The sequence below is a fragment of the Leifsonia sp. McL0607 genome (assembly GCF_049993355.1).
Taxonomy (GTDB): Bacteria; Actinomycetota; Actinomycetes; order Actinomycetales; family Microbacteriaceae; genus Leifsonia.
The window spans coordinates 1,160,004-1,178,795 of the sequence record NZ_CP188253.1; the positions used below are offsets into that span (position 1 = coordinate 1,160,004).

General features: G+C 70.1%; 15 protein-coding genes. 3 read left to right on the forward strand and 12 right to left on the reverse strand.

All coding sequences use genetic code 11. The features are described 5' to 3' along the window. Positions 1-5 precede the first annotated feature (5 nt). The 6 genes from ACPPVW_RS05565 to ACPPVW_RS05590 all read right to left on the reverse strand — a co-directional run bounded on the left by ACPPVW_RS05565 (position 6) and on the right by ACPPVW_RS05590 (position 6,192). Positions 6-1,070, reverse strand: a complete 1,065-nt coding sequence (locus ACPPVW_RS05565) for a mandelate racemase/muconate lactonizing enzyme family protein (protein WP_426625529.1) — start codon at positions 1,068-1,070, stop codon at positions 6-8. Then, positions 1,067-1,990 carry a 5-dehydro-4-deoxyglucarate dehydratase gene (locus tag ACPPVW_RS05570; RefSeq protein ID WP_426625530.1) on the reverse strand — a complete coding sequence of 308 codons (924 nt, stop codon included), beginning with the start codon at positions 1,988-1,990 and terminating at the stop codon, positions 1,067-1,069. Before ACPPVW_RS05570 ends, ACPPVW_RS05565 begins: the two co-directional genes overlap by 4 nt. Beyond that, positions 1,987-2,916 carry an NAD-dependent epimerase/dehydratase family protein gene (locus ACPPVW_RS05575; RefSeq protein ID WP_426625531.1) on the reverse strand — a complete coding sequence of 310 codons (930 nt, stop codon included), beginning with the start codon at positions 2,914-2,916 and terminating at the stop codon, positions 1,987-1,989. Before ACPPVW_RS05575 ends, ACPPVW_RS05570 begins: the two co-directional genes overlap by 4 nt. Further along, complete coding sequence (locus ACPPVW_RS05580; RefSeq protein WP_426625532.1) at positions 2,913-4,274, reverse strand: Gfo/Idh/MocA family protein; 1,362 nt, start codon at positions 4,272-4,274, stop codon at positions 2,913-2,915. The genes ACPPVW_RS05575 and ACPPVW_RS05580 overlap by 4 nt, the downstream gene beginning before the upstream one ends. Positions 4,275-4,287: 13 nt before the next feature. Then, entirely contained in the window at positions 4,288-5,202 is a 915-nt protein-coding gene (locus ACPPVW_RS05585; RefSeq protein ID WP_426625533.1) for a carbohydrate ABC transporter permease, read from the reverse strand. A 66-nt stretch (positions 5,203-5,268) separates the two neighbouring features. Beyond that, positions 5,269-6,192, reverse strand: coding sequence for a carbohydrate ABC transporter permease (locus ACPPVW_RS05590; protein WP_426626253.1), 924 nt, complete (start codon positions 6,190-6,192; stop codon positions 5,269-5,271). 160 nt (positions 6,193-6,352) lie between these two features. Between ACPPVW_RS05590 and ACPPVW_RS05595 the strand changes: the two genes are divergently transcribed. From ACPPVW_RS05595 to ACPPVW_RS05605, 3 genes are all read left to right on the forward strand, one after another. Beyond that, positions 6,353-7,357: a LacI family DNA-binding transcriptional regulator gene (locus ACPPVW_RS05595; RefSeq protein ID WP_426625534.1), complete on the forward strand. Its 1,005-nt coding sequence runs from the start codon at positions 6,353-6,355 to the stop codon at positions 7,355-7,357. Between the two features lie 214 nt (positions 7,358-7,571). After that, the gene (locus ACPPVW_RS05600; protein WP_426625535.1) at positions 7,572-8,867 is read left to right on the forward strand and encodes an ABC transporter substrate-binding protein; all 1,296 of its coding nucleotides are present in this window, start codon (positions 7,572-7,574) and stop codon (positions 8,865-8,867) included. Positions 8,868-8,957: 90 nt separating this feature from the next. Beyond that, positions 8,958-11,006 (forward strand): hypothetical protein, encoded by a 2,049-nt coding sequence (locus ACPPVW_RS05605; protein WP_426625536.1) that lies wholly within the window; start codon positions 8,958-8,960, stop codon positions 11,004-11,006. Positions 11,007-11,059: 53 nt separating this feature from the next. Here ACPPVW_RS05605 and ACPPVW_RS05610 read toward each other — a convergent pair whose 3' ends face one another. From ACPPVW_RS05610 to ACPPVW_RS05635, 6 genes are all read right to left on the reverse strand, one after another. Further along, positions 11,060-12,469 carry a glycoside hydrolase family 5 protein gene (locus ACPPVW_RS05610; protein ID WP_426625537.1) on the reverse strand — a complete coding sequence of 470 codons (1,410 nt, stop codon included), beginning with the start codon at positions 12,467-12,469 and terminating at the stop codon, positions 11,060-11,062. Positions 12,470-12,528: 59 nt separating this feature from the next. Further along, a complete protein-coding gene (locus tag ACPPVW_RS05615) occupies positions 12,529-13,632 on the reverse strand; it encodes a M24 family metallopeptidase (RefSeq protein WP_426625538.1) in 1,104 nt (367 codons plus the stop codon). A gap of 114 nt (positions 13,633-13,746) precedes the next feature. Continuing rightward, positions 13,747-14,523 (reverse strand): MerR family transcriptional regulator, encoded by a 777-nt coding sequence (locus ACPPVW_RS05620; RefSeq protein WP_426625539.1) that lies wholly within the window; start codon positions 14,521-14,523, stop codon positions 13,747-13,749. A gap of 154 nt (positions 14,524-14,677) precedes the next feature. Next, a complete protein-coding gene (locus tag ACPPVW_RS05625; RefSeq protein ID WP_426626254.1) occupies positions 14,678-16,861 on the reverse strand; it encodes an APC family permease in 2,184 nt (727 codons plus the stop codon). A 247-nt stretch (positions 16,862-17,108) separates the two neighbouring features. Beyond that, on the reverse strand, positions 17,109-17,741 hold the full coding sequence (locus tag ACPPVW_RS05630; protein ID WP_426625540.1) for a PadR family transcriptional regulator: 633 nt from the start codon (positions 17,739-17,741) through the stop codon (positions 17,109-17,111). Further along, positions 17,738-18,565, reverse strand: coding sequence for a DUF4097 family beta strand repeat-containing protein (locus tag ACPPVW_RS05635; RefSeq protein ID WP_426625541.1), 828 nt, complete (start codon positions 18,563-18,565; stop codon positions 17,738-17,740). Before ACPPVW_RS05635 ends, ACPPVW_RS05630 begins: the two co-directional genes overlap by 4 nt. Between the last annotated feature and the right edge of the window lie 227 nt (positions 18,566-18,792).

Below are 18,792 nucleotides of genomic sequence, written 5' to 3' on the forward strand. Positions count from 1 at the left end.
GATGTTCACCGGAATCGCAGCCCGAGTCCGAGCGCAGCCCCTCCGGTGACGGCGCCGTCGACCACCGCCAGGCCCGACGGAGCGGACAGGGCGCCGAGCTCGGCGAATCCCGCGTCCTCCACGACTTCGATGCGCGTGGCCTGCGGAATGGCGAAGGCGAGTTGAGCGGACAGCTCGGGCAGCAGATGGAACGCCAGTTCCACTCCGGCGGACTCGGCGAGGCGTGCGATGCGGAGGGCGGGAGTGATCCCGCCGACCCGCACGATGTTGGGCTGCAGGACGTCCGCGGCACCGGCGTCGAGGTACTCGGCGAACCGGTGCTCGGTGTGCAGGTTCTCGCCCACCGCGATCCGCACGCCCGTCCGTCGCCGGAGCTCCGCGTGACCACCCAGGTCCTCCGCCCGCAGCGGCTCCTCCAGCCAGGCGATCCGTGCCGGCTCGAAGGCTGCCGCCGCCGCCACCGCCCGCTCGAGGTCCCAGCGCTGATTGGCGTCCACCATCAGGGCGCGATCGGGGCCGATGACATCGCGGACGGCACGCAGGCGTTCCACGTCCTCGGCGAGGTCCGGCTTGCCGACCTTCACCTTGACCGCGCCGAATCCGGCCTCGACCCAGTGCGTCGCCTGAGCCACAAGCTCGTCCATCGAGTAGTGGAGGTTGACCCCGCTCCCATACGCGACGAGCGCGTCGTGCCGCCGGCCGATCGCCTCGGTCACGCTGCGCCCCGACCGGCGGGCCGCGAGGTCCCACAGCGCCAGATCGAGTCCCGCGAGGGCGATCGTCGTGATCCCGCCGCCCCCCGCCTCGTGCAGGTGGCGCCAGGCGTCGTCCCACCACGACGGCTCCGCCGGGCGCCCGGCCGCGAACGGTGCGAGGTCGGTTTCGATCAGCGCCTGGGCCGCCGTGCCGCCGATGCTGGGCGTCCACGAGAACCCGTAGCCCCGGTCGCCGCTCTCGTCGGCGACCTCCACCTCGACGACCCGGAGGTCCGTCACGTCGGCTCCCCACGGCCGCCGCAGCGGGATGGTGATCAGCCGGGTGCGGACGCCCGCGACGAGCGGGACGCTCACAGGGCGTCCCGCCCGGAGGCGAGGATCGCGCGCAGCCGTTCCGTGTGCTCGGCGTTCGGGTCGACGAGCGGAGCGCGCACGGGCCCCACCGGCAGGCCGGCCAGCCGCAGTCCCGCCTTGATGAGCGAGACCGCGAATCCGGGAGTCTCGTCGCGCAGGCGTACGAGCGGGACGAAGAAGTGCTCGAGGAGGTGGCGCTGACGCTCGTCGTCGCCGCCGCGGTAGGCGTCGAACCAGGCCGTCGCGATGTCGGGCGCCATGGCGAAGACCGCCGACGAGTACAGCGGCACCCCGATCGAACGGTAGGCGGCCTGGCTGAGCTCCGCGGTGAGCAGTCCGTTGAAGAACAGCAGTTCGCGGCCGGAGCGCTCGGCGGCGAGGACGAACCGCTGCGCGAGCGCGATGTCGCCCACGCCGTCTTTGATCCCGGCGACCAGGGGGAGGTCGAGCAGGCGTTCCACCGTGGCCTCGGTCAGCGCCGCGTTGCCGCGGTGGTACACGATGAGGGGAAGCTCGGTCTCGTCCGCGAGGGCCTGCACGTAGCGGATCAGCCCCTCCTGCGGCGCCTGCACCAGGTACGGCGGCATGACCAGGAGGCCCTGCGCGCCACGTGCGGCAGCGGCTCTGGCGACATCCCTGGCGTGGGCGAGCGGGCCGCCGACGCCCGCCAGCACAGGCACGCGCCCGGCCGTCGCGGTCACCGCCGTACCGACCGCGGCCTCGGCCTCCGTCGCCGACAGGGCGTGGTACTCGCCGGTGCCGCACGCCGCGAATACCCCGGCGGCGCCGGCCTCGACGCCGGAGGCGACATGCTCGGCGAGCAGGGCGTGATCGATGCGGTCGGAGCGGTCGAAGGGGGTGACGGGGAAGAACAGCACTCCGTCGCCGAAGGCCAGCCCGCCGGCTGTCTGCCCGCTCATGCGCCCGGCTCCGCGCGCTCGGCGAGCTCCGCGCGCTCGGCGAGCTCGGTGCGCTCGGTGCGCCAGCTGCGTCGTGCCCTCCAGCCGAGAAGGCGCTCGGCGCGGTCGCTGGAGAACACCGGGTCCCTCGGTCCGAGGCGCCCGGCGAGCGCGGCGGTCTCCGGGACGAGCCGCGCGAGCGCGTCACCGACCGGCTCGGCCACCAGGGAGTCCGCGGCGCCCACGAAGAACACCGTGCCGCTCGGCGCGGCGTCCGGCAGGCTCAGCCAGGCGAGGACGAAGTCGGCGGCGTCGCGCGCATCCACGTAGTTGAACAGCGACACCGCGGCCAGGGCGGGATCGTCGAGACGTTCGCGGATCGTGTGACCCTGTTGGGTGGGCGCGCCGTCCCACTCCTCGGGCGAGATGACGAAGCATGGACGGAACACGCCCAGCCGGGTCGGGTTTCCGATACGCACCTGAGCGGCGACGAGGTCCTCGATCGCGACCTTCGCCAGCGCGTAGGCGTTCCACGGAGCGACCGGGTGGTCCTCGGTGATCGGGAGGTCGGTCGGCGCCCAGCCCTCTGGTGCGTTGTAGCCGATCACCGTCGGGCTGCTGCAGAGCAGGACTGCCCCCACGCCCGCCTCGCGGGCCGCCTCCAGAACGGTGTAGCTGAGCGAGGTGTTGGTCTGGAAGATGACGTCGTCCGGTGCGCTGAACGGCACCGCGATACCGGCGAGGTGCACGATCGCGTCGAGTTCGTGCTCGGCGAGCACGGCGCGGAGCGCACCGGCGTCGGTCAGGTCGCGCACGAGCTGGGTCGCGGGCAGTCCGTCGACCGACAGGCGGTCGACGGACACGACGTCGTGGCCCGCCTGGGCCAGACCGGTCACGACACTGCGCCCCAGCCTCCCGGCGCCTCCGGTGACGAGGTACCGGCTCATCGGAGGGACCCCCGCAGCGCCTCGGACGCCGGCCCCAGCAGGAGGTCGGCCGTGCGAACCGCCTGACCGGTCGCAAGGGATCGGTTGCCCGCGAGTCCGACAGCCATCGAGCGCACACCGTCGGTCCAGGAGGCCGCGCGACCCAGCGCGTCCGCCTCCGTGCCGCCCACGAACACCTCACGGAGGAGTTCGGCGTCTCCGCCGCCGTGGCCACCGGCGGCCTCGGGGATGGGGACCTCCACGGCCGAGCCGAAGTGGCGCTGCACGACGATGCGCTCACCGACCGGCCGCCCGCTCTCCCGGTCGACCCGGTCGGGGTTGGCGCTCGGGTCGACGACCGGTCGGCCTTCGTCGCCGAGCAGCACCGCACCGCGCTCGACGACCGTGAGCTCCGCGCGGCCTGCAGTGCCGTTGACGCCGACGGTGTACCCCTCCCACGGCGAATGCGCGCTCAGGGAGTACGACATCGACGCGCCGCGGTCGTAGTCCACCACCAGCGAAAGGCTGTCCTCGATGGTGATGCCCGGATCGAAGACGTCGCGGTCGCGGAGGTAGCCGTCGTGGCCCTCCTGGTCGAGGTAGAGACCGCGCAGCACCGGGTCCTCGCGCAGGTCGAGGCTGAACGCGTCGCGCAGCGGCGAGTCGACCGTGCCGCGCGACGGCCGGGGGCCGAGCCCCCGCCGTCCGGCGTTCTCGGCGCCGTAGAAGCGCAGGCCCCCGCTGGCGAAGACACGGGATGGAGAGTCGGACAGCCACCAGTTGACGAGGTCGAAGTGGTGGGACGACTTGTGGACGAGCAGCCCGCCGGAGTTCGCCTTGTCGCGGTGCCAGCGGCGGAAGTAGTCGGCGCCGTGCGCGGTGTCGAGCAGCCACTCGAAGTGCACGGAGGTCACCTCGCCGATCCCGCCCGAGGCGATCACCTGCTTGAGGGCGCTGTTGCGCGGCGAGTACCGGTAGTTGAACGTCACCGTGACGGAACGGCCGGTGCGCTCCACCGCCTCCGCGATGGCACGCACGCCCTGCTCGTTCGTGGTCAGGGGTTTCTCGACCACGACATCGGCGCCGCCATCGAGCGCTGCGACGACGTAGCGGGCGTGGGTGTGGTCGGGGGAGGTGATGATGACGCGCTGGATGCCGTGGCCGGCGATCGTCTCCGCGAGCTCGGCCGGGTCGAACCGGGCGGGAGCCGCGACGCCCGCGGCGACGAGCCGGGTCTCGTACCAGTCGAGCCTGCCCTGGTTGGTGTCCGCCCAGGCGACGAGCTCGGCGACGTCGGCGTGCACTCCCGCGATGGCGTCGAGGTACATCTGGGCACGCGAGCCGGCGCCGACCAGGGCATATCGGATACGGGTGTTCATTGCTCTCTTTCGGTTACTTGCTGCCCGTCGTGCTGATCCCCTTGACCAGGAAGCGCTGGCCGAGCAGGAACGCGACGAAGAGCGGGATGAGCGAGACGACGGACATCGCGAACATCCCTCCGTAGTCGGAGGTGGACTGCTGATCGACGAAGCCCTTCAGCGCGACCGACACCGGGAAGACACTCGTGGTCCGCAGGTAGATCAGCGGCCCGAAGAAGTCGCCCCAGGTCCAGATGAACGTGAAGATCGCCGTCGTCGCGAGGGCGGGCACCATCAGCGGGAGGGTGACCTGGACGAACGAGCGCAGGTGTCCTGCGCCGTCGATGCGGGCCGCTTCGAAGAGCTCCTTCGGGAGGGCGCGGATGAACTGCACCATCAGGAACACGAAGAACGCGTCGGTCGCGAGGAACTTGGGCACGACCAGCGGGAGGAAGGTGCCCAGCCAGCCCAGCTGCTTGAAGATGATGAACTGCGGCACGAGCACCACGTGCATGGGCAGCATGATCGTGCCCAGCATGATGACGAAGTAGAGCGTGCGGAACCGGAAGTTCAAGCGCGCGAACGCGTACGCCGCGAGAGAGCACGACACCAGGTTGCCGATGATCGCCCCGACGACGATGATCGACGAGTTCGCCAGGAAGACGCCGAAGGGGAGGCCCTGCGACGACCAGCCGTCGACGTAGTTCTGCAGTGTCAGGTTCGAGGTGAAGATGCTCAGGTCGGTGAAGATCGAGTCGTTCGGCTTGAACGACGAGACGACCAGCCAGATCAGCGGATAGATCATCACGATCGAGAGCGCGATCAGCCCGGTGTGCTTGAGCGCCGAGGTGGCATACGTGCGGCTGCGGCGCCGCTGTCGACGCTCGGTGGGCGGCGCGGCGGGCGGCGCCGACGTCGTGGTCGCGGGCGACTCCTGGAGTGCGGTCATCTCACCGGCCTTTCAGCTGCGTGCGGGAGGGCGTGGTCGTGCCAGGGGCGGAGGTCGCGGCGGCGCTCAGTCGTCATAGAAGACCCAGAACCGCGAGAGCCAGAAGTTGAGGGCGGTCAGCGCCGCGATGATCACGAGCAGCACCCACGCCATCGCGGACGCGTACCCCATGTGCAGCTGGGTGAACGCCTGCTGGTACAGGTACAGCGTGAAGAACATCGTGGAGTCGGAGGGCCCTCCGCTGCCGCCGGAGACGATGTAGGCCTGGGTGAACGACTGGAAGGCGAAGATCACCTGGAGCACCAGGTTGAAGAAGATGATCGGCGTCAGCAGGGGGAAGGTGATGGAGAAGAACCGGCGGACCTTGCCTGCGCCGTCCATCTGGGCGGCTTCGTAGTACTGCTCCGGAATCTGCCGCAGGCCGGCGAGGAAGATCACCATCGGCGACCCGAACGTCCAGACGTGCAGGACGATGAGCGTGCCAAGCGCCGTGTTGGGGTCGGAGATCCAACCTGGCCCGTCGATCCCGAAGATCGACAGGAAGCCGTTGACGATCCCGTTCTTGCCGAACACCTGCGCCCAGAGGATCGCGATCGCGACCGATCCGCCCAGGAGGCTCGGCAGGTAGAAGATCGAGCGGTAGAGGGCGAGGCCGCGCATCCCGCGGTCGAGCAGCACCGCGATCGCCAGCGCGATCGCGAGCTGGAGCGGCACGCCCACACCGACGTAGATGAGCGTGACCCGCAGGGAGTTCCAGAGCCGCTCGTCGCCGAGCATCTGCGTGAAGTTGTCCAGGCCGATCCACTTGGGCGGCTGCAGGAGGTTGTACTTCGTGAACGCGAGGTACAGCGAGTAGAGCATGGGGCCGATGGTGAAGATCACGAGGCCGATCAGCCAGGGGGCGATGAATGCGTAGCCGGCCTTGTTGTCGGTGAATCGCGGCTTCGCTTTGGGGCCTGTGCTGCGGGCCGCCAGTGCGACCTTCCGCAGCTCGCCGAGACTGCTCACGAGACCTCCTTGTCCGGCTCCTCGCGAGAAAGCGGTTTCACGCGACGGACCGATTGTGCCCGCTCAATGCGGCGATTGTCAAACGACGCGTTTCTCGCAACGCACTAGTGTGGGACCATTCCAGCGAGCGAAGGGCGAACACATGGCGCGGCGATCGGGTACTGCGACCATCTCCGAGGTCGCAGCACATGCGGGCGTGTCGCCCGCGACCGTCTCGCGGGTCATGAACGGCATCTTCGTCGGCGAGCCCGCGGTGGCGGAGCGCGTGCGGGCCTCCGCGCGCGAGCTCGCGTACGAGCCGAATCATCTCGCCAGGTCGCTCGCCCTCGGTCAGACCAAGGCCGTCGCCTTCCTGGTGCCCGACCTCGCGAACCCGACGTTCCAGGAGGTGCTCTCGGGGTTCAGCAAGACGGCGGCGAAAGACGGCTACCGCGCCCTCGTCGCCGACTCGGCCGAGTCTCCCGCCGACGAGGAGCTGCTCGCGACCGAGATCCGCCGGCGCACCGACGCGATCGTGCTCTGCGCGCCGCGGATGCCGGAGACCGACCTCCTCCGGCTCACCGAGACCCTCAAGCCGCTCGTGGTCATCAACCGGCCGAGCCCACTGATCTCCGCACCGTCGCTCTCGGTGGACTACCAGTCAGGGATCCAAGGCCTGGCACGGCACCTGTACGACCTGGGCCACCGGCGCTTCGCCCTGGTGCTGGGGCCGGAGCAGAGCGCGTCCACCGCTCAGCGTCAGCGCGGTTTCGACGAGTTCCGTGCCACGGTCGGCGACATCGACGTGACGAGCGTGCAGGCCGGCGCCGGACTCGAGGACGGGCTCGACGCCGCGTCCGCCGTCCGCGACACGGGCGCCACCGCAGCGCTCGCGTTCAACGACCTCGTCGCGATCGGCCTGATCAACGGTCTCGCCGACCTGGGCGTCCGCGTGCCGGAGGACATCTCGGTGACCGGGTTCGACGACATCCCGTTCGCGCAGTTCTGCGCCCCGACGCTCACGACGGCATCGGTACCTCACCAGGAGCTCGGGGTCGAAGCGTGGCAGCGACTGCGGTCGCTCATCCGCGACGAGCGGCCGTCGCACAACCTCGTGTTCCAGCCGCGCGTCGAAGTCCGGGCGTCGACCGGCGCCGCTCCCGCCTGAGCGCGACACCGGATTTCCCGTCGTCGTCCTGCGCGTTGACAGACGATGCCGACGCTGCTACTTTTCGAGAAACCGGTTTCTCGAAAAGGGGTCCCGCTCGACCTCAGGTGCCCCTCTGGGCGAGAAACGTTCCACGGAAGGCGGCGGAGACACCAGTCCCGCCCGTTGACGATTCGCACCGAAGAGAGGCGCAATGACGCGTAACAGACGTTTGATGACCCAGGCCGTGCTCGGCGCCGCACTGGCGGCGACGCTCGTCCTCACCGGCTGCGCCGGCAGCTCCGGCTCCGGCTCCACGGCCTCCTACGACCCGAACGAGAAGGTCACTCTGCACCTCTCGTGGTGGGGCAACGACGCTCGCGCGGCGATCATGAAGACCGTGCTCGGCGACTTCGAGAAGAAGTACCCGAACATCGATGTCGTCGCAGAGCCGGTCGGCGCCCCCGACGACCTCTTCAACCGGCTCTCCACCGACTTCGCGTCCGGCACCGCCCCGGACGTCTTCGCCCTCGGCGGCTCGAAGCCCCAGGACTACGGCGCGTCCGGCGCCCTCCTCGACCTCTCCACAGTGTCGACCTACCTGCCGACGACGAAGTTCCCCACGTCGGCGCTGCGCAGTTCCACGGTCGACGGCACCGTGTACGGGGTGCCGACCGGCGGCAACGCGATCGGCCTGCTCGTGAACGAGGATCTGTTCACCAAGGCCGGTGTCGCGCTGCCGACCTCGAAGTGGACCTGGGACGACCTCGTCACGGCCGCCAATGCGATCTCCGCCAAGGCCGGAGACGGCGTGGTCGGTCTCGATCTGCGCGTCCAGGACATCCTGGGCACGTATGTCGCACAGACCAACAAGATCGGCATCTACTCCGACAAGGGCAAGATCGCGACCGATGCGGCCACCATCCAGGGCTGGTACGAGCGCGAGCAGGCCCTCGTGAAGGGCGGCGGCCTGCCCGACCCGTCGGTGATCGTCCAGCACTGGAACGTCACTCCCGACCAGTCGCTCTTCGGAACCGGCAAGGCCGCGATGAGCTTCGCCTACAGCAACCAGATCGGCGCGTACTCGGCGGGTCTCGGCGACGCCAAGGTGCAGATCGTCTCACCTCCGACGGACACCTCCACCAACGGGGTGTCCGTGCTGCCGTCGCAGTTCTGGTCGATCGCCTCCGGAACCAAGCACCCGGCCCAGGCGGCGCTCCTCGTGAACTACCTGGTGAACGACAAGGATGCGGCGAAGGTCATCCTGGCCGACCGCGGCCTGCCGTTCAACAGCGACGTCCTCGCCGTGGTGAAGCCGCTGCTGAGCGCGGTCGACACGCAGTCGGCCACCTACCTCGAGTCCGCGCTCAAGACCGGCGTCACCTCGCCGCCGCAGCCCGCCGGCGGGTCGATCCTCAACGACCTGTCGCAACGCACCGAGTCCGACATCCTGTTCGGCAAGGTGACGGCCAAGCAGGGCGCTGCCAATTGGCTGAAGGAGCTGCAGCAGTCCATCGACAACGAGGGCTGACACCGATCTCGACGCCGGTGCGGCGGGCGGGCCTCGCGGGCCTCGCGGTCCGCCGCCGCATCGGAGTCTCCCGCTCGGGAGGAGCACCCCGTGACCGAAATCGACCGCACCGCCCTCATCGCCCGGCATCGCGTCCGGCTGCGCGGCCTCGACCCGTTGTCGCCGCTCACCGTCGGAAACGGTGAGTTCTGCTTCACGGTCGACCCGACAGGGCTGCAGACGTTCCCCGACTCGTATCCTGTCGCGGCGCGGTACGGCGAGGTGCCCGGCACGCTGCTCGGGACCCTGAGCAACTGGGGCTGGCACTCCTCACCGGGTCGGGTGGAGCTCGAACCGACCATGCGCGAGTACGCGTCGCCGCACGGGCCCGCACGATACGCCGACCTCGGCGGCAGTCTCGACTCCGTCAGCGCGAGCGGGCAGAGCCCGGCCGAGGAGTGGCTCCGCAACAACCCGCACCGGCTCGACCTCGGCCGGCTCGGGCTGTGGACCGGAGGCGACGAGCCGCATGCTGGAGCGCTGACCGCTGTCGACCAGACGCTGGATCTCGCGACCGGCATCATCGCGAGCAGCTTCCGGCTCGCCGGCCGTGGCTTCGCCGTACGCACCGGCGTCCACCCGGAGCGCGACGCGATCGGCGTACGGATCAGGGGCGGGGGCGAGTTCGGCCTCCGGTTGGCCTTCGCCGGGGGTTCGGAAGCCTGGGCCAACGCAGCGGACTGGCAGCACCCGGAAACCCACGTCAGCCGAGTGGAGCGCACGCCGGCGGGCTGGCGGATCCTGCGGACGCTCGATGAGACCGTCTACACCGTCTCCGTCACCGCCCCCGGGTCCGTGCTGGAGGAGGTCGGCCCGCACCGGTACGTCGTGCGGCCCGGTCCGGAGACGACCGACTGGGCACTGACGGTCGAGTACTTCCGCGGCGACGGCCCGGGCGTGGCGCTCGGCGCCGAGGAGACCTTCGCGGCCTCCACCGCGCACTGGTCGGCGTTCTGGCAGAAGGGCGGCGCGCTCGACCTCGCCGACAGCGACGACCCCCGCGCGGGCGAGCTCGAACGCCGGGTCGTGCTGTCCCAATACCTCAGCGCGCTCAGCGCCGGCAGCCTCCCACCCGCCGAGACGGGATTGGCGCTCAACTCGTGGCGCGGCAAGTTCCACCTGGAGATGCACTGGTGGCATCACGGCTGGCTGGCGCAATGGGGCCGGCCAGACCTGCTCGAGCGCTCGCTGAACTGGTACGGGCGGATCATGGGCCGGGCCCGGGCGACGGCGCAGGGCCAGGGACTCCCCGGTGCACGCTGGCCGAAACAGGTCGGCCCCGACGGGATAGAGGCACCCAGCCCGATCGGCCCGTTCCTGATCTGGCAGCAACCGCATCCGATCCACCTGGCCGAACTCGTCCGCCGGGCACGGCCAGGTCGGGCCGCGCTCGAACGCTGGGCGCCGATCGTCATCGAGACGGCCGAGTTCATGGCCGCGTACGCGGCGAGCGGGCCCGCGGGCTTCGAGCTCGGGCCTCCCCTCGTCCCCTCGCAGGAGTCGTACGCCGACACCCGAGCGACGGCGAAGAACCCGACGTTCGAACTCGCCTACTGGTCGTGGGCGCTGGAGGTCGCCTGCCGATGGCTCGAACAGCTCGGGAGGCCGGTGCCCGCGCGCTGGCGCGACGTGGCGACCGGGATGTCGCCGCTGCCCATGCGCGACGGGCGATACGTCGCGCTCAGCACCCCTCCGTTCCTCGAGCGCAACGACCATCCGAGCATGCTCGCGGCGCTCGGTGTCGTCCCGCCGACCGCCCTGGTCGATGCGGCAGCGATGCGACGCACCCTCGACGACGTGCTCGCCGACTGGCGCTGGGAGACGGCGTGGGGCTGGGACTTCCCGATGGCCGCGATGACGGCCGCTCGGCTCGGCCTCCCGTCGCTCGCGGTCGACTGCTTGCTGCTCGACCAGCCCAAGAACACCTACCTCGCCAACGGTCACAACTGGCAGGACGACTCGCTGCCCGTCTACCTCCCGGGGAACGGCGGTCTGCTGCTCGCCACGGGCCTGCTCGCCGCGGGCTCGGACGCGACGGCGGCCGTCGGATTCGGCGCGGGATGGCGCGCCCGCCAGGAAGGCATTTCGCCGCTGCCCTGACTCCTTCCTTCAAGGGCCCTGACTCCTCCCTCCAAGGGCACAGGGTTCACGGCTCACGCGGGGGCGTTCACGCCCAGGTGCTCGCGCAGAACGTCGACGAGCGGGCCGCGCTGAACCGTCCTCTCGAACCGGAAGGCGCTCGCGAGCTCCCGCGCCCTGCAAGCGCCGACACCGCGGAAGCGGTCGGCGAATCGCTCAGCCAGCGGCTCGGCGAGCAGGATGTGGCGCACGAGCACCGCGATATGCGGCTGCCGACCCCACGGATAGGGCGCGTAGCCGGGAAACTCGCGGTCGAAGAGCGCGTCGATCGGGTCGAGGATGTCGCGCACGCCCGCGTCGGAGCCTCCCCACGAGTCGACGCCGAGCCGCGCCTTCGCCTCGAGCTCCGGACGGACGAGTCGCAGATAGTCGCTGTCGGGCGCGACGGACACGAGCCCCTGGAGGCCGATGTCCTTGTACGTCCAGAGCGCCCAGCTCGCGCCATGGTCGCGGTAGATCTCCAGCTGATCGCGCAGCAGCCGCAACCGCCACGGCTCGGTCTCGGCGCGGGTCGGGTAGACGGGCCCGAACTCGCCGATCCAGATCGGCGTTCCCGTACGGCGCATGTACTCGGTTCGACGCAGGAAGGTCTGCTCGACCACAGCTCGGTCGAAGAACTCCCCGCGGGTGATCCCGGGATACTCCGAGGCACTGGTGATGCCGGGCAGGGCATAGTCGTGAGCGGTGTAGACCGCGTTCGGCAACGGCTCCGCTCGCCTGTCGAACAGCGAGAAGTCGGTGGAGTACTTGTTGCCGTCGAGGAAGAGCACGTGGCGGGGGTCGATCGCGCGGATGGCGCCCTCCAGCCGCTCGTAGAACGGCAGCAGCACCTCCCCGCTCGGGTCGGACGGCTCGTTGATCGGGTTGTACCCGGCGACTTCCGGCCGGTCTTTGAACCGGTCGGCCAGCGCCTCCCACAGGTGCACGACGCGGTCCTGGAAGTGCGGGTGGTTCCAGAACTCGGCGACGTGCGTCGGGTTGTCGCTGTGCCAGTGCTGGTTCTGGCGACCGGGCAGGGCGTGGAGGTCGAGGATGGACCGGATGCCGTGGCCTCCGAGCAGCGACACCACCCTGTCGAGGCGGCGGAAGCCCTCCTCTTTGAGCGCGAACGGCCGTGCGTCGTCTTCGAAGTGCCGGTAGTTGAACGGGATGCGCACGCTGTCGATGCCCACGCCGGCGAGGAAGGCGGCATCGGCCTCGCCGAAGAAGCCGTCGAGGTACTCGTCGAAGAACGCCTCGTAGGCCTCCGCTCCCATCCGGTCGAGCATCAGCCGGCGGATGCGCTCCTCATTGCCCGGATAGCCGCTGATGAAGTTCTCCATGTTCATCCAGCCGCCGAGGCCGACACCGGCCAGGCGGACGACGCGGTCGTCCTCGTCCACGAGGTCCGTGCCCCGAACGCGGAGGAAGGTGAGGTCGGTCATGATCGCGTTCCGTTCTGCTGCGGTGTCCGGGATTCGGGAGGTCGGTCGGCTCGGTCGTGTCAGGCGAAGGGCAGGGCGAGCGGACGCTCGATGCCGCGCACCGCCCGGGACGGCCAGCTGGGGTCGACCGTGAGCACATCGGGACGCCGATCGCCAATGAGCACCGTGTCTTCGACCTTGACGCGCGGTGCGCTCGGGTTCCAGGCGAAGGCCTGCCAGGCGACGGCCACGTCAGCGGCGACGGGGGTGGCCCGGGGATCGCGACCGGCATATCCGGTGGGGCCGCCCTGGTGGTGGCGGATCCACTCGTCGGCCGCGAAGCCATGCTCGCGATAGGAGGTCGCGATGTCCCCGAGGATCTCGGCGAGCGTGCGGCCGGGCCTGGTCGCCTCGAAGGCGTCGGCCTCCACCTCGAACAGCCGCGCGTCGGCCCCCTCGCTGTGCGGCTCCGATCCGATCCACCGCGTCAGGTTCACGATGAGGCCGTGACGACGCGCGCCGACGACCAGCATCGCCCGGCCGCCCACCGGCTCCTCGGTGGGAAGCGGGTGACGCAGCCCCAGCCTGCTCCGGCCCGCGACCAGAAGGACGATCGGCTCGGCGCCGAGTCCGACGAGCTCACGGGAGAGCGCGGCGGCGACGGCGCGCTCTGTCTGCTCGGGGCGGGCGCCGGTGGCGACGCGAGTGACCGCGGCGGCCACCTCCTCACCCAGCGCGCGATATCGCGCGGCTTCGATCGGGAGCAACGGGGCGCGGAGGGCGCGGAGGTCGTGGACGGCGTCGGCCTCCCGCAGCACCCCGCCGGATGGGAGCTGCCCGGCCGTGCCGGGCAGCGGCGCGAACCAGGGATGGTCGACGACAGTGGCCGTCTGCGGTGTCGGCAGCTCCTCGTCGAGCAGGCGCTCGCGCTCGTTGGAGTAGACGTGGAGGGTCAGGTCGTCGGCGGACACCACGGCGCTGAGCACCGGGTCGCCGTTGGTCGGCACCGTGACCCGTGCGCCGCCGAACAGCCAGGCGAGGCTCTCACGCGACGACAGGGCGACGGCCGGCGCGCCTCGGCGGTCGAGAAGCCGCCTGATCCGCTGGAGCTTGACCTCCAACTCGGCTGCCCGCGCGGTCGCCTCGTCTGTCGCGGCCCCACGGCGCTTCGTCTCCTGCTGCACCCCACCACAGTAGTCGAGAAAGCGGTTTCTCGCACGCCGCCACCCGCCGACACGGCGCACAGTGGGGCTGAGAACGCCGAGGCGGCGGACAATCCGCCGCCTCGCGTTCGCGGGCTACGCGAGGTGCGCCGCGGCGTAGGCGCGCAGCGCGTCGCGCACGAAGGCAGCGCCCTCGGTGCCGCCATAATTGGCGGCGAAGCGCGGGTCGGCGACGTACATGTCGCCGAGGCCCGTCAGGTAGGCGGCCGGCGGTCCGCCCTGGCCGTGGCCCGGGGTTCCCGGGATGTCGGCCAGCCACTGCCAGTGCCGTTGCGCCAGCGCCTGCGCCTCCTCCGACTCCGGCTCCGCCCCGCGCTCGGCGGCGGCCATCCAGTCGGCGGCCAGCTGCTTCTGCCGCTGCTGCCAACCGGCGCGCTCCTCGGCGGTCATCCCGCGCCACCAGCGGTCGGAGGCCGCATACGCGTCCTTCCCCCAACGCTGCTCGACCTCCTCCTTGTACTGGGTGTGGTCGAAGCCGTCGAACATCTCTTCCGCCACGATCTCCTCTCCTTCCTCCACTGCGTGGATCGTCGCCTCGACCGACGCAATCTGCCGCGCCAGCCGTTCCCGCTCGCCGCGCAACCACGTGAGATGGTCGCGGAGGGCGGGCACCGCATCCTGCCGGTCGTCGAGCACCCGGGCGATGGCCGGCAGGCCGAGGCCGAGGTCGCGCAGCAGCAGGATGCGCTGCAACCGCACCAGGGAGTCGCGGTCGTAGTGGCGGTAGCCGTTCGCGCCGATCCGGCTCGGCGCGAGCAGGCCGAGCTCGTCATAGTGACGCAGCGTCCTGCTCGTCGTGCCGGCGATGCGCGCGATGTCCTGGATGCTCCAGTCGGCGGTTGCCTCCACCATGTCCGTCCCCCTCTCTCGTGGGCTGTGCGACCCACGCTAAAGGTTGACGTTACGTCAAGGTCAAGCCCCTCGCGCGATCGAGTTGGCAGGACACACCGCCAGGCGTACCGCCGACGCGGCGTGTCCTGCCAACTCGTTCGCGACGACTCCGCGCCTAGCGCTCGGCAGCGGGCGTCGTCTGGTCCGACCCGGGCGCGGGCGGAACCGCGAGTTCCCCGGGAGCCGCGAATTCCCCGGGGGGCGCGAACTCACCGGGAGACGCGAGCCCGCCCTGAGCGGCCTCCGGCTCCCCCATGGTGATCGGCGTCGAGTGGATGTGGATCCGTGCCCGCGCCGCCGACGCCGGCGTGAGCGGTCGGCGGGCGATGGGACGCACGGGTTCGCCACGACGGTCCTGACCCGGGAGCGGGCGCGAGCGCCGGCCGTAGATCAGCGAAGAGGAGTCGAGCAGCCAGGGCACGAGCGTGACCGTGACGCCGTGGCACAGCATGAGCTGTTTGCTCAGTCGGCGCGCGCGGTGATTGTGCAGCAGCGACTCCCACCAGTGGCCCACGATGTACTGCGGGAGGTAGACGGTCACGACCTCGGAGCCGTGCTCCTCGCGGCGATGCTTGAGGTACTTGATGAGCGGCACGCCGAACTCGCGGTAGGGCGACTCGATGATCGTCAGCGGCACGTGGATGTTCTGCTCGATCCACTGCCGCTGCAGCTTCTGCGTCGCCTCCTCCTCGATGGAGACGTGCACGGCCTCGATCGAGTCGTGCCGAGCCGCGATCGCGTAGTCGAGGGCCTTGAGGGCGGGCTTCTGCATCTTGCCGATCAGCACCATCGCGTGGTCGCCGACGCTGCCGAAGGTCGTGACCGGGTCGACCTCGATCTCCTTCTCGACATCGCGGTAGTACCGGTTCACGCCGAGCATCAGGAACCACAGGAGCGGCATGAAGATGAACACGAGATAGGCGCCGTGCGTGAACTTCGTGATCGTGACGACGATGAGCACGATGAACGTCAGCGTCGCACCGAAGGCGTTGATGCAGAGCGAGCGGACGATGCTGCTGCGTTCGCGCGAGCTCAGCGACGCGGCGCCGTCTGTGCCGCTGCTGCGCAGCAGCGTGATCCAGTGCTTCACCATCCCGGACTGGCCGAGGGTGAACGACACGAAGACGCCGATGATGTAGAGCTGGATCAGCTGCGTGAGGTTCGCCTGGTAGACGAGCAGCAGGATCGTCGCGGCCAGGGCCAGCAGGATCATGCCGTTGGAGTAGACGAGCCGGTCTCCGCGGGTGTTGAGGGCCTTGGGCGCATAGGAGTCGCGCGCCAGCACCGACCCGAGCAGCGGAAAGCCGTTGAACGCGGTGTTCGCCGCGAGGAGCAGCACGACCGCGGTCGCGGCCTGCACGATGAAGAAGAAGATCGTGTTGTTGCCGAACGTCGCCGCCGCGATCTGCGCGATGAGCGAGCGCTGCGGGGAGGTCGCGCACTGCGCCCAGCCCTGGAGGTCGCAGGGGTTCTCGGCATAGTGGACGCCGCTGATGAGCGCGGTGGCGGTGAGGCCCGCGAACAGGACGATCGCGATGCCTCCCATCAGGCCGAGCGTGGTGCGGGCGTTGCGGACCTTGGGAGTGCGGAACGCCGGCACGCCGTTGGCCACGGCCTCCACACCGGTCAACGCGGAACAGCCGCTCGAGAAGGCGCGCAGGAGCAGCAGCACCACGCCCGCCTGCGCGATGCCGGCAGCGTGGACGGAGTACCCGGCCGACTCGGCGACCGGCGGGCTGCCGAGCGCCGTGCGCACGAGCGCGGTGGCGATCATCACGAAGATGCTGCCGATGAAGACGTAGGTCGGGAGGGCGAACGCCTTGCTCGACTCGCGCACGCCGCGCAAGTTGACCGCGGCGAGGATGATGACGCAGATCACCGCGAGTTCCACGCGCCAGGGCGCGAGGAACGGCAGTGCCGAGATGACGTTGTCGACGCCCGAGGCGACCGACACGGCGACGGTCAGCACGTAGTCGACCAGCAGCGCGGAGGCCACGACCAGGCCGGCCTTCTCACCGAGGTTCTTGTGCGCGACCTCGTAGTCGCCGCCGCCCGAGGGGTAGGCCTTGACCAGCTGCCGGTAGCTCAGCACCACCGTGATGAGCAGGATGACGACCGCCGCCGCCACCCACGGGGCGAACGACAGGAACGCCAGGCCGCCGAGCAGCAGGATCATCAGGAGTTCCTGCGGGGCGTACGCGACGCTGGAGAGTGCGTCAGAGGCGAAGATCGGTAGGGCGAGGTGCTTCGGGAGTAGCTGTCCTTCGAGTTTCTCGCTCGGAAGCGGGTCGCCGATCAACCACCGCTTCGGGGATCTCCCCTCGTTTGTCACGAGGGTCGAGAATACTCGCTGCCAAAACACTGTCAAGTCGGCGCGTTGCGTCGTCACCAGGATGTGATTCTGGCGGAGCTTGATCCGCTCGCCGCCGGAGGTCCGTTGCCGCGGAATCTCGCGGGGTGCGACTCGTCAAGGGCCTCACTGGGAGCGAGATGAGCACGGGCTGAGACTTTCTGGATGCCGCCCGGAAACCCGTCTCACCCGCGGGTTAAGTGCGGCCGACCACCTCTGCGATCGTCCTGCGCACGCGGCTCAGCTCCTCCTTGAGGACTGGCGCCACGTTCGCCGGGAGCGCGCCGCGAGCGGCCTGGGAACGCAGGTCGGTTCGAAGCTGCTGCCGGAACTCGTTGATCGCGACCTCGGCCTCCCGTGCCACCGCATTGGCCGCCGCGCGCGCGTCGCGCTTCGCGTCGCGCGCCTCCTGCCGCGGATCGACGCGGGTCGCATCCCGCTTCGCCTCGCGTGCGGCCGAGGCCAGCTCGGCGCGCAGCGTGCGCATCGCGTCGTTCACGCCCGCGCGCACCTCGTCGGCCAGCCGGCGCACGGAGTCGGTGACCTCCTCCTCGATGGCGTTCAGCTCATGCTCGCGCGAAGCGAGCTCGGCGCGACCGGCGTCGGTGATGGAGTACACGGTCTTGCGGCCATCGGTCGCCTTGGTGACGAGCCCCTCCTCCTCCAGCTTGGCCAGGCGCGGATAGATCGTGCCGGCGCTGGGCACATAGGTGCCCCCGAAGCGGTCGCTGAGCGCCTGGATCAGCTCGTAACCGTGGCGCGGCTCCTCCGCCAGAAGACTCAGCAGGTAGAGGCGGAGGCGGCCGTGCGCGAAGACCGCGGGGGTCACGACGTCGCCCCGTTCTGCTCGGCGGAGCTGCGCAGCACCGAAACGGCGCCCGACACCGAGTTGACGGAGATGTCCACCCAGTAGCCGTCGAGGCTGCCGGTGGTCGCGGAGTACCCCTTGCCTCGGGAGCCGACGACCATCACGTTGTCGAGCTGCACCCGGCTGGAGACCGTGTTGGCGCGGTAACGCGCGCCGAGCGCCTCCGGGATGCGGATGGTCGTGTCACCCGAGACCGTGTTGACCTGGATCTCGTCCGGGGTGCCCGCGACGTCCACCATGATGTCGGCGGAGACGCCGTCGGCGCTGAAGCGCGGGATGGTACCGGTCGCGGTGACGTCGCCCGAGACGGTGTGGGCGCTGATGCGACCGGTGTGATCGCGCACCGACAGCTCTCCGCCGACGGAGTTGAGCTCGAGGTCGCCGACCAGACCGTCGATGATCACGTCGCCAGTGACGGTGCTCAGGCGCGCATCGGTCTTCAGGCCCGAGACCAGGGCGCCGGCGGAGACGACGCCGAACTTGAGGGCGACGTCGCGCGGCACCAGCACACTGACGTCGGCGCGGGCGCTCGACTTCATCGACTTGAAGACCTCGATGAAGTTGTCCCACCGCAGCTGCGGGTGGTCGATCTCGAGGCGCTCGCCGTCGACCGAGACCTTGAGGTCGCGGCCGGTCACCGAGTGGACCTCCACCCGTGCGCTCGGCTCGTCGTGCCCGATGATGTCGATCTGGCCGCCGAGCAGCCCGACCTTGAGGGAGCGGACGAGCTCCACGTCGATCGTGCGGCTCTCGCCCGGCTGGATCAGCCACTTCTCCTGTGCCATGCTTCTCGCGCTCCTTGCGTCGTTTCGTGCAGCTGGGCTCCGGCGGAGCCCTCGGTGACTCGCGATATATCGCGATGTTGACGTAATCACGCTATATCGCGAGTTGGGGAAGCGCAAGCCTCGAGCGCGAATCTCAGGGTCGGGCCAGGGAGAGGCTCAGGGACATCCCCGACCCGAAGCGATCAGCGGCGCAGCTGGGGAGCAGGAGGCGCGTGACGGCGCGAGCG

Coding starts and splice junctions, on each gene's coding strand:
- ACPPVW_RS05570 (WP_426625530.1), bottom strand. CDS start 1,990: ATGAGCGGGCAGACAGCCGGCGGGCTGGCCTTCGGCGACGGAGTGCTG.
- ACPPVW_RS05575 (WP_426625531.1), bottom strand. CDS start 2,916: ATGAGCCGGTACCTCGTCACCGGAGGCGCCGGGAGGCTGGGGCGCAGT.
- ACPPVW_RS05580 (WP_426625532.1), bottom strand. CDS start 4,274: ATGAACACCCGTATCCGATATGCCCTGGTCGGCGCCGGCTCGCGTGCC.
- ACPPVW_RS05585 (WP_426625533.1), bottom strand. CDS start 5,202: ATGACCGCACTCCAGGAGTCGCCCGCGACCACGACGTCGGCGCCGCCC.
- ACPPVW_RS05595 (WP_426625534.1), top strand. CDS start 6,353: ATGGCGCGGCGATCGGGTACTGCGACCATCTCCGAGGTCGCAGCACAT.
- ACPPVW_RS05600 (WP_426625535.1), top strand. CDS start 7,572: ATGACCCAGGCCGTGCTCGGCGCCGCACTGGCGGCGACGCTCGTCCTC.
- ACPPVW_RS05610 (WP_426625537.1), bottom strand. CDS start 12,469: ATGACCGACCTCACCTTCCTCCGCGTTCGGGGCACGGACCTCGTGGAC.
- ACPPVW_RS05620 (WP_426625539.1), bottom strand. CDS start 14,523: ATGGTGGAGGCAACCGCCGACTGGAGCATCCAGGACATCGCGCGCATC.
- ACPPVW_RS05635 (WP_426625541.1), bottom strand. CDS start 18,565: ATGGCACAGGAGAAGTGGCTGATCCAGCCGGGCGAGAGCCGCACGATC.